This window comes from Nocardia brasiliensis, from assembly GCF_011801125.1.
GTDB classification, from domain to species: Bacteria; Actinomycetota; Actinomycetes; order Mycobacteriales; family Mycobacteriaceae; genus Nocardia; species Nocardia brasiliensis_C.
Genome location: NZ_CP046171.1, coordinates 6,079,579 through 6,093,038, shown reverse-complemented (window position 1 = coordinate 6,093,038; position 13,460 = coordinate 6,079,579). Strand labels below are relative to the sequence as shown.

10 protein-coding genes are annotated in these 13,460 nt (G+C 71.5%); 5 read left to right on the top strand and 5 right to left on the bottom strand.

The genetic code is table 11. The features are described from left to right. Positions 1-17: 17 nt before the first annotated feature. The 4 genes from F5X71_RS27545 to lanKC all read right to left on the bottom strand — a co-directional run bounded on the left by F5X71_RS27545 (position 18) and on the right by lanKC (position 6,408). Positions 18-2,051 (bottom strand): prolyl oligopeptidase family serine peptidase, encoded by a 2,034-nt coding sequence (locus tag F5X71_RS27545; protein ID WP_167464625.1) that lies wholly within the window; start codon positions 2,049-2,051, stop codon positions 18-20. Next, entirely contained in the window at positions 2,051-3,316 is a 1,266-nt protein-coding gene (locus F5X71_RS27540) for an MFS transporter (RefSeq protein ID WP_167464624.1), read from the bottom strand. Before F5X71_RS27540 ends, F5X71_RS27545 begins: the two co-directional genes overlap by 1 nt. 190 nt (positions 3,317-3,506) lie before the next feature. Next, a complete protein-coding gene (locus F5X71_RS37530) occupies positions 3,507-3,629 on the bottom strand; it encodes a hypothetical protein (protein WP_275106745.1) in 123 nt (40 codons plus the stop codon). Between the two features lie 160 nt (positions 3,630-3,789). After that, complete coding sequence (gene lanKC / locus F5X71_RS27535; protein ID WP_167464623.1) at positions 3,790-6,408, bottom strand: class III lanthionine synthetase LanKC; 2,619 nt, start codon at positions 6,406-6,408, stop codon at positions 3,790-3,792. A 175-nt stretch (positions 6,409-6,583) separates the two neighbouring features. Here lanKC and F5X71_RS27530 point away from each other — a divergent pair, with 175 nt between their 5' ends. From F5X71_RS27530 to F5X71_RS27510, 5 genes are all read left to right on the top strand, one after another. Beyond that, entirely contained in the window at positions 6,584-7,039 is a 456-nt protein-coding gene (locus F5X71_RS27530) for a hypothetical protein (RefSeq protein WP_167464622.1), read from the top strand. Positions 7,040-7,228: 189 nt separating this feature from the next. Beyond that, positions 7,229-8,401, top strand: a complete 1,173-nt coding sequence (locus F5X71_RS27525) for a sensor histidine kinase (protein WP_238815503.1) — start codon at positions 7,229-7,231, stop codon at positions 8,399-8,401. After that, positions 8,398-9,048 (top strand): response regulator transcription factor, encoded by a 651-nt coding sequence (locus F5X71_RS27520; RefSeq protein ID WP_167464620.1) that lies wholly within the window; start codon positions 8,398-8,400, stop codon positions 9,046-9,048. Before F5X71_RS27525 ends, F5X71_RS27520 begins: the two co-directional genes overlap by 4 nt. Positions 9,049-9,161: 113 nt before the next feature. Continuing rightward, positions 9,162-10,997, top strand: coding sequence for an ABC transporter ATP-binding protein (locus tag F5X71_RS27515; RefSeq protein WP_167464619.1), 1,836 nt, complete (start codon positions 9,162-9,164; stop codon positions 10,995-10,997). Beyond that, a complete protein-coding gene (locus F5X71_RS27510; protein WP_167464618.1) occupies positions 10,994-12,709 on the top strand; it encodes an ABC transporter ATP-binding protein in 1,716 nt (571 codons plus the stop codon). Before F5X71_RS27515 ends, F5X71_RS27510 begins: the two co-directional genes overlap by 4 nt. 9 nt (positions 12,710-12,718) lie before the next feature. Here F5X71_RS27510 and F5X71_RS27505 read toward each other — a convergent pair whose 3' ends face one another. After that, a complete protein-coding gene (locus tag F5X71_RS27505) occupies positions 12,719-13,411 on the bottom strand; it encodes a TetR/AcrR family transcriptional regulator C-terminal domain-containing protein (protein WP_167464617.1) in 693 nt (230 codons plus the stop codon). Positions 13,412-13,460: the final 49 nt, after the last annotated feature.

The window sequence follows — 13,460 nt, the reverse complement described above, 5'->3', positions numbered from 1 at the left end:
GACGGCCGCCGTGCCGTTCATGCCTCGAGCGGCAATCCGGTGTGCCGGGCGAGGAAGGCGAGCAGGCAGATGAGGGCGCGGTCGGACGACGGTCCGCCGCCCGCATGGCCCTTGCCGACGATCACGTCGAGCAGGACCGGCCCACCGGTGTCGCGCTGTAGCGCGGCGACCATCTTGCACGAGTGCACCGGCGGCACGCGGGTGTCACTGTCACCGGTGGTGAACAGGGCGGGCGGCCAGCGGCGCGGTGCCTCGTCGCGGTGCGCGGTGACGTTGTAATACGGGGAGTAGCGCAGCAGCACCGGAAGCGCTGCCGGGTCCGCGGCCGAGCCATACTCCTCGCGCCACGCGGGGCCGAGTCCCCAGCGTTCGTAGCGCACCATGTCCAGTGGCGCGCCAGCGCTGACGACCGCGGCGTAGTCCGCGGGCCGCTGCACCATGGCGCCGACCGCCATCAGCCCGCCGTTGCTGCCGCCGAGCAGGGCGAGCGAACCCCGCCGGGTCCAGCCGGTCTCGACCAGCCAGTCGCCCGCCGCGTGCAGGTCGGCGAACGCGTTGAGCTTGCGCGCGCCCGCACCGTCGCGGTGCCAGCGTCGCCCGCGCTCGCCGCCGCCGCGCACCCCGGCGATGGCCATCACGCCACCGGCCAGCACCCAGGTCAGTCCGTCCGGTTGATAGCCGGGCCGGAAGGTGATGCCGAAGCCGCCGTAGCAACTGAGGATCGTGGGTCGCGGCATCGGCGGCCCGCTCGGGGCGAGCACGGTCACGGGCACCTCGGTGTCGTCGGCGGAGCGGTAGGTCGTGCGGGTGACGGTGATGCCGGGCAGCTCGCGGGCCGCGGACTCGGTCGGGTGCACCCGACCGGTCCGCAGGTCGAGCCGCCAGGCGCCGAGCGGACGGATCCAGTCGGTATAGCTCAAGACCAGGACGCCGGGTTCGTCGGTGGATCTGATGCCGGCCACCGTTCCGGCACCGGGCAATTCGGCATCGAGCAGCCAGTCACCGTGCACCGCGTCGTGCACCGACAGTTCGGCGTAGCCGTCTCTGGTGCGCAGGACCAGGAGCCGGTCCGTGCCGTCGGCCGGGGCCAGCGCGAACGCGGCGAGCACCGCGGGCGCCTCGGCGCTGACCAGTACCCGCCACGGCCCCCAGCCGCCCGACGGCAGCGGTTCGGCGACCAGCAACTGGCCGAATTCGCTGGTGGCGGTGGAGATCGCCAGGATGCGGCCTGCGCGGTCGAGCACGACCCCGGCCGAGGAGAGCCCGCCGAGTTCGAGCGGGCGCAACGCGGTGCCTTCGCGCAGATCGGCGATCGAGACACGGGTGCTGCGGCTGGTGCCTGCGCGCCCGGTGACGATGAGCCAGCGGTCGTGCCAGAAGGCTAGGTGATAGCGGCCGACGGGATTGTCGTCGCCGACGAGGAGCTCGTCGTCGGCGATCTCGGTGCCGACCCGATGCCGGTACACCCCACTGCCGCAACCGTTCTCGTGGCGGCGGACGTAGAAGTAGGCGCTACCGTCGGCCAGCCACTCCACCGGTGCGTACCGGGTCAGCCCGCAGGTGTGCAGCACCGTGCCGGTGGCGGCGTCGAGCAGCACCAGCGGCGTGCTGTCCTCGCAACCGCCGACGCTGGCCTGCACGGCGACGAATCGACCGTCGGGCGCGGGCGTCCAGCGCCGCAGGATCGCCCCGTCCCCGAGCGTCGCCGCGTCGAGCAGCGTCCGCCATTGGGCCCGAGGGCCGTCGGCGACCTCCAGCCGCCACGGTCCCGCGGCGTGCTCGCGGCCCACCCGGAAGCGGCGCGAGCCACCGGATTTCACCGGCGACGCGGTCGGGCCCGCGACGATGATGCCGCGCAACACTTCCCGCAATCGGTCCTGGCCGGGCAGCGCGTCGAGATAGCTCTCGGCCAATTGGCGCTGAGAGCGCACCCAGGCGCGATTGTCTGGGTCGGCGGGGTCCTCCAGCCGGCGGAACGGATCGGGAATCCGGTTGCCGTGCAGTATGTCCCACGTATCGGACGGGCCGATGTAGGGGTATTCGGTTGTCATCACGCCACGCTCGCCATCGAATCGACACCGCTGTCGCGGCCGGCGGGCGCGCGGCCGACGCACAGCAGGAACACCAGGGACGCCACGAGATCGGCGGCGACGAACGCCCAGATCCCGCCGCGGGCGCCGAACCGCTCGCCGAGCGCGCCGCCCAGCAGCGCGCCGAGCAGATTCGCCGCCGTGGTTCCGGTGGCAAGCAGCGCGCCGATGCGGGCGAAGTACCCGTCGCCGACGCCCTCGCCCAGCACCGTCACCAGCGCGATGTTGAGTATCGCGCCGAAGAACATCGGCACCGCCGCACCGAGGCAGGCGGCGAGCAGCAGCACCGCCGTCGGCCCGGTGGCCAGCGGCAGCACGGTTGTGCCGAGCGCGCCACCGAGCACGGTGACCGCGAGCACGCGCCGAGCGGGCACGGCCGCGGCGTGCAGTCGCGGGGCCAGCAGCGCGCCCGCCGCGGCGAACAGCGTCGCCACCACGGCCGGAATGCCGTACACCGCAACGGGTAGCGCGACCTCGTCGAGCAGGAACACCGCCCGCAGTGCCGTCGTGCCACCCGAGGCGGCCCCACCCACAAGCAGGTACATCGCCAATGCTGCCAGCAGGGAGTGGCCGCGCAAAGCCCTTACGCCGTCGAGGAATTCGCGGCCGAAGCCCCGCCGCGGCGCGGTCCGGCGCCGATCCGGTGCGCCGAGTCTGGTCAGGCAGTAGGCGCTGAACAGATAGGTGATCGCGTCGCAGGCGAACATCGTCGCCGCACCGACCGTCGCGACCAGCGGCCCGGCGACCGAAGCGCCGACCGAGCGGCTGAGCATCGTGGTGGACTGCAATCCGGCGCGTGCCCGGCCCAGATCGGTGACACCGAGCGTGCCCAGATGGACGAAGTACAGGCCTTCGAGCACCACCCTGGACAGACCGAGCATAAAAGACAGCGCGGCGAGCCCGGCCACGGTCAGCACACCCGCGCCCATCGTGGCGGCGCAGCACAGCACCGCCGCGGCGGCGACCAGGTCGGCCGCGATGAGCAGGCGGCGTGGTCGGCGCACCCGGTCGAGGAGCACCCCTGCCGCCGGGCCGAGCACCAGCGGCGGGATCATCGCGCTGGTCACGATGAGCGAAACCGCCTGTGGCCCCGCACCCAATCCGAGGACCGCGACCACGGAGGCCGCGGTGCCGGTGAGGGTGCTGCCGAACGTCGAGGCCGCCTGGGCGACCCGGTACCGGCGCAGATCGGCCTCGGGCGAGACCACGGTAGCCGAGGTACTCATCGTTTCACCCGAAATACGCGTCGTCGCAGTAGACGACGGAGAACACGCTGATCGGCGCGTCGTCGATCAGATCGTCGTGGGCGTGCATGGTCGCCAGCGCGACCATGTTCTGGTCTTCCATGATTCTTCCTTTGGGATACAAGAGATTTCGCCGGGCGCGGGTAGCACCCGCGCCCGGCGATCGATCGGACTACAGCACCTCTTCCGAGCCGCCGCCCTGGCCGCCGCAGTGGTGTTCGCTGTAGGAGCTGAGCGGGGCGTCGTCGCCGAGTTCGGGGTCGGACTGCAGCTGGAGCTTCAGTACCTTGGTCATGATGTTCACCTCCTCTGTCTTTCGTCGGGTGCGTCGAGCGAGGCTCAGATGACCTCGGCTTCCTGGTTGCAGTGGTGTTCGCTGTAGGAGCTGAGCGGGGCGTCGTCGCCGAGTTCGGGGTCGGACTGCAGCTGGAGCTTGAGTACCTTGGTCATGGGGGTCACCTCCTCTCGAAATCGCTTCGTGTACCGGTGGTCTGGGGCCGGGCGAGGTGCTCGGCGGGGCAGCGGTCGAGGGTGAAGAGCGGATCCGCGACGCCCGCGGTGGCGTGCTGGAGGGCCAGCAGGATGCCCGCGGCGCCCGAGGCCAGATCGGCGCTGAGACGCTGTCCCGGGCCGCCGAGCCAGCGGACACCGGTCTTGTCCGCGATCGCGTATTTGAACAGCGCGCTCGCCCTGCGGGACGGGTCGAACAGGGAGTGCTCGGTCGGGAAGCGGGCCGCGAGGTCGGCGTGCGTGAGCACCAGGCCGGCCTGGCCCTGGAACAACCCGGGTGCCGCCGTGAACCGAATGCCTACGGCCCGAACACAACCGCGCAGCACCGCACCGAGTTCGTGGTCGGGCCGGTGGCGCAGATACCGGGCCAGGACGTGGGCGTAGCCCGCGCTGCCGCATGCCAGATACGGCATGTTGCGCCGATCGGTGTCCGACACCCGGAAACCCAAGGCGCCGACCGGGATCGGCTCGGTGTGCCCGAGTTCGGCGCGCAGCAGCCGCAGTCCGCGGTCGAACGGTTCGGCCGAGCCGGTGTACTTCGACAGGTAATAGAGCGCGAGGGCGATGCCTGGCCTGCCGTGCGCGAGACCGGACGGGTGGTCCGGGCCGAGCGCGGGGCGCAGCAGCGCGCCGTCGGGTATCGCGTCGAGCAGTCGTTGCGCCTGGTCGAGATGGTCGGGGTCGCCGGTGCGGTGGAAGAACGACAGGTGGGTCATCGCGATGCCCGCCGCGCCGCCGCCCCAGCCGGGTGCTTCGGTGCTCAGGCGGTGCCCGCTCGCCGTGGCCAGCAGGGTCAGCGCCGCGTCGCGTTCGCCGAGATCGTCCAGCACCCAGGCGATTCCGGCATTGCCGTACAGCAGGCCGGGCCCGACCCGGTGCCGATCGCGCAGTGCCGTGGTGCGCAGCCGTTCGACGATCGCCGGATCGATCTCCCGCCCGGCGGCGCGCAAGGCGTGCAGCACGCCTGCGGTGCCGTAGGCCACGCAGCTGGTGTTGGTGCGATGTCCCTCCGGCGCAGTGGGATACACCCAGCGTGGATTCGCGGGCTCGGCCATGCGCTCGAGCGCGTCGGCCGTGCGATCGCGCAACCAGCGCACCGCTTCCGCCGGTGTGTCGCGGACCTCCTCGGGCGCGGGCAGGCGCCGCATCGGTGGCGGCGTCCTGCCGTTGCGCACCGCCGCCCACAGATCCGCCGGGGGCGGGCATGATTCGGCGAGCTCGGCGTACAGGTGCTCCAGTGTCTCGGGGCTGCGGCGCGCGGCCTCGTGCATCGGGAACACCAGCAGCTGCGCGATGGCGTGCAGCCCGTAGGCGTCGACGTGCAGGGGATCGATCGTGGCGCGGGCACCGGGCGCCCGCGATTCCGGCGGCTCGTACCCGGGCGTGCCCAAGAGGCCGAGCGGATGATCCACCGGCTGGGTGGCCTCGAAGTCGATGAGCCGCACCGTGTCGTCGGCATCGACCAGGACATTGCCCGGCGAGACGTCGACGAAGGCGTAGCCGAGCTCGTGCAGCGCGGCCAACTGCGCCGCGAGCTGGGTGAGCAGGTGGGTGCAGCGCCGGTAGTAGGCGGCGCAGGCGGCGGGCTCGGCCCCGGCGTGGATCAGCGGGTTCGTCGCGACCATCCACTTGCTGAGCGTGCGACCCGGCACGAATTCGGTGACGAGATAGGTGTGTTCCCATTCGGTGAAGAGCTCGACCGGCGCGGGCGCCAGCCCCGGTGCGGCGGCGTGCAGGGCGCGCAGCGTCAGATACTCGCGCTCGAGCCGGGTCTTGGCGTCCTCGTGGCCCGCGTAACCGTTATGGGCGCGCGCCTCTTTCACGAAGACCGGTGTGCCGTCCGCGCGCCGGGCGCGATAGGCGCCGCCTGCGTTGCTGGGCTGCAGGACGGTTTCGAAGGTGTAGCCGTGAAAGGTGACGTCCTGCTCGCCCTCGGCGTCGGCCACGGTCCCGAACGGATCGTCGATGCCCGCGGGCAGCAGAAAGCCGGGGCGGCGTTCGTCGGGCACCTCGGTGCCGTCGAGGGCGAGCATGGTCGGTTCCCTGGTGCCGTCGGCGCGCAGCCGATGCCGCGGGCGGAACGCCCCGTAGCGGTAGGACACGCACCGGGAGGAGCCGAAGCGCCGGTCGGTGAGCACGTACGGTCCAGCGACACCGGACAATTCGCGTTCCAGCCGTTCGAGCAGGGCGTAGGCCAGCTGTGGTGTCGGCGGGTAGAGCGCGCAGAACTTGCCGCTCTGCACCCGGCTGCCGTGCTTGCCGTGCAGCCACAGGAAGTACTGCTTGCCGGTGAGATGCTTGAAGGCGACGCCGAGATCGGCGCAGACCGTGCTCACCACGTCGAGTACCTGGTCGGCCGTGCCGAGTGCCGCCGAGACGTGCACCTTCCAGCCCTGCGCGGGCAGTTCGGCCGCCGGTGGCGTCCAATACGTCCACACCTCCGACTCGCCGCGGGTCCAGCCCCGCGGCGGCCGGGTGGGGTTGTAGCGCCTGCCCGGGTCGGTGCGCTCGAAGGGCTCGTAATAGTCGGGGTGGGCGAACGTGAACGCCGCGTCCTGTGCCATTGGAGTCACGTCCTCTCGGATTCGGCCTGGTCGGCGGGGAAATCGAATGACTAGAGAATGGCTCGGCGACCCCCGGCGGCGAATCGGCTCCACGCGGTGTTCCGCGCCTACGACAGGGCGATGAGAAACGTCATCGCGCCGCCGTAGCGGCCTGATTCGTGCGACACTGCTGCCCATGACGAGGCGGACCTTGGTCGTGGTCTACGCGGTCGATGCGGCAGGCGCCACGGGGGAGGCCCTCGGCGCGGGCACCCTGGTCGAGCCGGAGTTCGTGCTGGTCGATCCGCCGCTGAACGAGGCGCTCGCGAATCAGTCACGGGCACTGCGGGTCGGTGTGTTCGCGGCCGAGGACGGCGTCGCCGAGGTCATCGATGTCGCGCGGGTGCGGGTGGTGCCCGACGCCCCCGAGCTGGTGCTGCTCGAGCTCACCGCGTTCTCCACCGCGCCGGTGCGTGGCGTGCCGATCACGTTGCGGGAGGATCGGTTCGGCTTCCCGCCGTTCGTGCAGCCGAGCACCGCGGAGATCATCGCGGCCGTGCGCGTGGTGCTCGCCGAGGCGCCGCCGCCGCGACCGCCCGAGATCCCGGTGGAGGACCCGCTGCGGTTCATCTTCCGGCTATTCGGCGGCTGATCCTACGAATTCGCCCGTCCCGAACGGCATCTCGGCTGGTGAGAGCCGGTAGAACAGCAGACCTGCCGACCTGATTCGTGGGAAACTGCTGCTCATGACGCGGCGAACAGCGGCGAGCCGAGCGGTGTGCGGCGACCGGTATCGAGCGGTCGCGCCCGGCGCACCCGGGGCCGGGGAGGTCGCGCGGTCGTGACCGAGTCGCAGCAATCCGGGAGCGCGTCGCGGCGGGCCCGCGCCGTCGACCTGGTGCTGGTCGCGGTCACCGGTGCGGTGGATCTGGCGTTCTGGCAGGGGGATCGGGATCTCGTCGGTGGTGCGACGCTGCCGCCGTGGGTGATACCGCTCGCCGTGGCCGGACTGTGTTCGGCGCTGCTGTTTCGCCGCCGGTTTCCACTGCGGGTGTGGCTGGCGGCATGGCTCTACACCGGCGTCAATCTCGTTGTCCCAGCGTACTATCCGTTCGCCTTCCTGTTGGTCGCGAGCTATGCGGTGGCCAGCGGCGCGCCCGGCCGCACGGCTCGGCTGGTGCTCGTCGCCACCGCCGTGCCGTTCGCACTGTTCAGCTATCGTTTCGCGCAGGCCGAGCCGGCGCAGTCCCAGCTGCGCGGCTTCCTCGCGGCGTTGCTGGCGTGGCTTGTCTTCCTCGGGATCGCCTGGGGCCTGGGCAGATTCGCGCACACCCGAGAGGAGCATGCGCGCGCCGAGCGCGAGCGGCTTGCCGCTGCGGCCGAAAAGGAGCTCGCCGCACAGCGTTTGCGGCTCGCGCACGAATTGCACGACAGTGTCACCGGCGCCGTGGCCGGAATTATCCTGCACGCGGGGGCGGCGCGGGTCTTCGCCGCCGATGCCGACCGGCGGGTGCGGCAGGCGCTGGAGGTGATCGAACAGGCCGGTACCCAGGCGATGACCGAACTGCACTCCATGCTCGGGCTCTTGCGCTCGACCGAACCCGACGGCGCGGCGCGGGTCCGGTTCGCCGATGTCGAGCGGTTGCTCGACGCCGCCCGGCGCGCCGACCTGGACGTTCGTCTCGACGTCACCGGCACCGCGCGGCCGCTGGCGCCCGAGGCCGACCTCGCGGCCTATCGGATCGTGCAGGAATCGCTGACCAACGTCACCAAACACGCGGGCCGCGGCGCGACCGTCACGCTCGGTGTCGTCTGGACCGAGCAGGCGCTTGATCTCACCGTGCGCAGCCACGGCGGCACCGCACCGCCCGCCACCGCGGCCCTGTCCACCGGTGCCGGGCTGCGCGGCCTGGGGGAGCGGCTCGGCGCGCTGGGTGGCGAGCTGACCTCGGGGCCGGCGGCGGACGGCTGGTGCGTGCATGCCACCGTGCCCGCGCCGAGCGAGGTGCCATGACGATCACCGTGGTCGTTGCCGAGGACGAGGCGCTCGTGCGGGCGGGCTGCGTCATGCTCTTGAGCACCGTCCCGGATATCGAGGTGGTCGGCGAGGCGGCCGACGGGGCCGCCGCCGTCGAGGCGGTGAAAACGCTGGCGCCACAGGTGGTTCTGATGGACCTGCGGATGCCGGTCCTGAACGGCATCGAGGCCACCAGGGCGATCACCGGCACGCCCGACGCCCCGGCCGTGCTGGTGCTCACCACCTTTCACGAGGACACCGCCGTGCAGGAGGCGCTCGCCGCGGGCGCGAGTGGGTTCCTGCTCAAACACGCCGCGCCGGCCGACCTGGCGCAGGCCGTGCGCCGCTGCGCGGCGGGCGACGGCTGGCTCGACCCCGCCATCGTCGGGAGCGTTCTCGGCGCGCTCCGCCGCGCGGGCCCGCGCGCGGTCACCGCTCCGGCCGCGCTCGCCGCGTTGACCGCCCGAGAGCGAGAAGTGCTCGTGCTCATGGCTTCTGGTCGTTCCAACGCCGAGATCAGCGCCGAGCTGTTCATCAGCCCGGCGACCACCCGCACCCACGTCGCCCACGTGATCGCCAAGACCGGCTCCCGCGACCGCACCCAGGCCGTCGTGCTCGCCTACCAGAGCGGCTTGATGACCTGACCTCCAGCGCCGCTGCCGCCGATTCAGGACCGGGGCGCGCGGAAATCGGTGTCGCTGTGCACGGGGACGCGATGTACCCTTGTTCGTACGCGTACGAAAATGGAGGAGGCGGGATGGACGCCATCGACCTCGCTGCGGCGAAAGAGCGACCTACGACGGTGGCGGACGGCGACGAACCGGAAGTGAGCGTGGCCGAGCTGTTGCGGCCCTACGTGCCTACCTTCGCGGTGGTCGTGGTCTTGCAGATCGTCGGGGCGGTGGCGGGGCTCGCGCCGTTGCTCGCGGTGGTGGAGCTGGGGCGAACGCTGTTGTCGCCCGGGCTGGTCGACACGGGGCACGTGTGGGCGGTGGTGCTCGTCGGCGCCGGTGGCCTGCTGACCCGGCTGCTGTTCACCGGGGCGTCCTCGGGTGTCGGGCATCTGCTGGACGCGCGGGTGCAGCTGTCGTTGCGGCGTCTGCTGGCCGCGCGGCTGGGCCGGGTGCCGATCGGATGGTTCGCCCGCAGGCGCACAGGTGAGCTGGCAAAGGTGGTGGGGCCGGACGTGAGCGCGGTGCACCCGCTCATCGCCCATGCCCCTGGCGAGCTGGTCGCCGCGTTCGTGGTGCCGCTGGTGTCGCTGGTCTATCTGTTCACCATCGACTGGCGGCTCACGCTGATCGCGATGATCCCGGTGCTGCTCGCGGTGGCGCACGTGCCGCTGTTCATGACCGCCGCACGCGAGCGCGAACAGGCCGAGGTGGACGCGGCGATGGGTCGGATCGCCAGTGCCGCCGTCGAATTCGTGCAGGGCATCGCGGTGGTCAAGGCGTTCGGCGGCGGTGCGCGTGCGCACCGCGCGTTCCGCGCCGCGACGGCCGATTTCACCGAGACGTTCCGGCGGTGGGTGTTCGGCCTCTCCGGCATCGCGGCGAGCATGCAACTGGTGCTCTCGCCACCGTTCGTATTGCTGGTGCTGTTGTTCGGCGGCGCCGTGTTGATCACGAACGGCTCATTGGTTCCGGCGGACCTGCTCCCGTTCCTGCTGCTCGGACTCGGCCTGACCGCGCCGGTGGCGGCGCTGGGGCACGGCTTCGACGACCTGCGGGCCGCCGGGCGGGCGGTCGGCCGGATCAAGGACGTGCTCGCGGTGCGCCCGCTGCCCGAGCCGGTGAATCCGATTGTGCCGCAAGGGCACCGGGTGGAACTGCGGAACGTGCGGTTCGGCTACGACGCCGACCGCGAGGTGCTGCGCGGCATCGACCTGGTGCTCGAACCGGGGACGGTCACCGCGCTCGTCGGCCCCTCGGGCAGCGGCAAGTCCACGCTGGTGCAGCTGCTGCCGCGGTTCTTCGATCCGACGCACGGTTCGGTCATGCTGGGCGGTGTCGACCTGCGCGAGCTGAGCAGCGCGGAGCTGTACGGCAAGGTCGCCTTCGTCTTCCAGGACGTCCGGATGCTGCGGGCCTCGATCGCGGACAACATCGCGCTGGCCGTGCCGCACGCCGACCACGCGGAGGTGGTTCGCGTCGCGCGGCTGGCGAACATCCACGACCGGATTCTCGAGCTGCCGCGCGGCTACGACTCGGTGGTCGGCGTGGACGTCAAGCTGTCCGGCGGTGAGGCGCAACGGATCTCGATCGCACGCGCGCTGCTGTCCGCCGCGCCGGTGCTGGTGCTGGACGAGGCGACGGCCTTCGCCGACCCGCAGACCGAACAGGCGGTGCGCGGTGCGCTGGCGGCGCTGGGTGGTGACCGGACGATCCTGGTCATCGCGCACCGGCTGGAGACCGTCGCCGACGCCGACACCGTCGTGGTACTCGACGACGGCGCGATCGTCGAGCGCGGCCGTCCGGCCGAATTACTGGACCAGAACGGCAGATTCGCCGAGTTCTGGCGATCCCACCGAGCCGCGCTCGCCGACGAGATCGACACCTTCGGTGGCGTACTGCAAGGAGAAGAACCGCGATGATCCGCATGCTGTTACACCTGCTCGGCAACGAGTACGCCGCGCCGATGCGGCGCACCATCGCGCTGATGACCTTGACCGCGGTGGTCGAGGGGCTGTCCTACGCACTGCTGGTTCCGGTGCTGCGGGCCTTGTTCGGCAGCGACCCCGCCCAGGCCTGGCCGTGGCTGATCGCGTTCGCCGCCGCGGTCGCGGTCTACGCGCTGCTGCGCTATCGCAGTGACCTCTCCGGATTCCGGGTCGCGACGGCGATGCTGAGCGGTGTGTACCACCGCTTCGGTGATCATCTGGCCCGGCTGCCGCTCGGCTGGTTCACCGCGCGCCGCGTCGGCGAGGTGTCGACGCTGGCCGGAGAGGGGGTACTGCAGGCGATGAGCGTGGCGGCACATATGTTGTCGCCCTTCATCTCCGCGCTGGTGACGCCGCTGACGATCGTGGTCGTGATGTTCGCGTTCAACTGGCAACTCGGCATTGCCGCGCTGCTCGCCGCGCCGGTCGTGGTGGCGGTACAGGTGTGGACCGGACGCGCCATGGCCGCGACGGACGCCGAGCGCGCCGAGCGCGGCGCCGAGTCGACCGCGCGGGTCGTCGAATACCTGCAGGCGCAGCCGGTATTGCGGGCGGGCGGGCGGACCGGCGAACGCTTCCGCTCGCTCGACGCGGCGCTGTCCGGCGTGCGGCGCGCGGCGCGCCGCGCGACCCTGTCGGCGTTGCCCGGCATTCTCGGTCTGACGCTCACGGTGCAGGCCTTCTTCACCGCGCTGCTGGCGTTGGGCGCCTATCTCGCGCTGCATGGAAAGGTCGGTGCGGCCGAGGTTCTGGTGATTCTGGTGCTGGCCGCGCGCTGTGCCGACCCGCTGCTCGCGCTGGCCGAGATCGGCGGCAAGATGCGCGCGGCCAAGGCCGAGCTGGCCCGGCTCGACGCCGTGTTGCGTACCGCGCCGCTCCCGGAACCGGCGACTCCCGTTCCGCCGCGCAACCATGATCTGGAGTTCGACACGGTGACGTTCCGTCAGCAGGGCCGCACCCTGATCGACGAGCTGTCGCTGTCGGTGCCGACCGGGCAGCGGCTCGCGGTGGTCGGCCCCTCCGGCGCGGGCAAGAGCACGCTGCTGCAACTGCTCGCCCGGTGCTACGACGTGGACGCCGGGGTCGTGCGCGTCGGCGGCGTCGACGTGCGCTCGATGCGCAGCGAGGTGCTCATGGATCAGATCGCCGTCGTCTTCCAGGACGTCTACCTGTTCGACGGCACCATCGAGGACAACGTCCGGCTGGGCCGCCCCGACGCCGACCCCGCCGACGTGCGGGCGGCAGCGCGCGCGGCACGCTTGGACGAGGTGGTCGAGCGCCTGCCCGAGGGCTGGACGACACCGGTGGGCGAGGGCGGTGCGTTGCTCTCCGGTGGTGAGCGCCAACGGGTTTCGATCGCCCGCGCGCTGCTGAAGGACGCCCCCATCGTGCTGCTGGACGAGGTCAGTTCGGCGTTGGACCCGATGAACGAGGCGGCCGTGCACGAGGGCATCGAGCGCCTGCTGACGGGACGGACCGTGGTGCTGGTGGCCCATCGGCTGCGCACCGTGCGCCGGGCCGACCAGATCGTCTTCGTCGACGGCGGCCGGATCGTGGAGCGGGGCACGCACGACGAACTGCTGCGCCGTGGTGGCCGCTACGCCGAGTTCTGGAACCTCGCGCTTACTCCGGCCGGGGGTGCGTAAGGCCGGTGCCTAGTCCGCCGCCGCGTCGCCCGGTGCGGCGCGGCGGGCGGTGAGCATGCCGTCGACGATCGCGGTCAAGCCCTCGCGGTGCGAATCGCGCGCGGTGAGTTCGGCCCAGCGCTGTGCGACCGTCGCGAGGTGCGGGTGGGTGCTTGCGGGGACGGCGCCGATGGCGTGCTCCTCGTAGACCTCGGTACCCCTGGCGCGGCGCCGTTCCCGGTGCACGCGCACGGTCAGGTTGCCGACGATGTAGAACCAGATCGTGCGGTACACGGTCACGGCTTCTTCCGGCGTGCACCCGTAGTCGACCGCCGCCCCCAGCATCATCTCGACGAACCACAGCGCCGAGTCGGCCACCAGGTCGTCGCCGGTCAATACCTCGACGATCCAGGACCGCTCGGCGAGCAATTCGTACAGCAGCGTCGCCGTGGCGATGAGCCGCTCCCGTGGGTCGGCCGGAAGCGGCGGGCGCGGCAGGCTTTTCGCGTGGGTCTCCAGGACGAGCAGGAGCAGCTCGTCCTTGTCCCGCACGTAGTAGTACGGCGCCATGGGCGCGCTGCCGAGCTCGTTCGCCAGGCGGCGCATGGACAGCTTCTCCGACCCTTCGGACTCCAGGATCCGGGTGGCCGCGGCGACGACCGCCTCCAGGGACAACCGTGGCGGGCGCCCCGCGCTCTTGGCACGACGTGCTGCTGGGGGCATCCATCCATCTTCCACGATGGGTTCCCGCCGCAGGGCAGGACCTGGCGGT

Excerpts from the sequence above, each read along its gene's own strand:
- F5X71_RS27545 (WP_167464625.1), bottom strand. The coding sequence starts at position 2,051 with ATGACAACCGAATACCCCTACATCGGCCCGTCCGATACGTGGGACATA.
- F5X71_RS27540 (WP_167464624.1), bottom strand. The coding sequence starts at position 3,316 with ATGAGTACCTCGGCTACCGTGGTCTCGCCCGAGGCCGATCTGCGCCGG.
- F5X71_RS37530 (WP_275106745.1), bottom strand. The coding sequence starts at position 3,629 with ATGACCAAGGTACTGAAGCTCCAGCTGCAGTCCGACCCCGAACTCGGC.
- lanKC (WP_167464623.1), bottom strand. The coding sequence starts at position 6,408 with ATGGCACAGGACGCGGCGTTCACGTTCGCCCACCCCGACTATTACGAG.
- F5X71_RS27530 (WP_167464622.1), top strand. The coding sequence starts at position 6,584 with ATGACGAGGCGGACCTTGGTCGTGGTCTACGCGGTCGATGCGGCAGGC.
- F5X71_RS27520 (WP_167464620.1), top strand. The coding sequence starts at position 8,398 with ATGACGATCACCGTGGTCGTTGCCGAGGACGAGGCGCTCGTGCGGGCG.
- F5X71_RS27515 (WP_167464619.1), top strand. The coding sequence starts at position 9,162 with ATGGACGCCATCGACCTCGCTGCGGCGAAAGAGCGACCTACGACGGTG.
- F5X71_RS27510 (WP_167464618.1), top strand. The coding sequence starts at position 10,994 with ATGATCCGCATGCTGTTACACCTGCTCGGCAACGAGTACGCCGCGCCG.
- F5X71_RS27505 (WP_167464617.1), bottom strand. The coding sequence starts at position 13,411 with ATGCCCCCAGCAGCACGTCGTGCCAAGAGCGCGGGGCGCCCGCCACGG.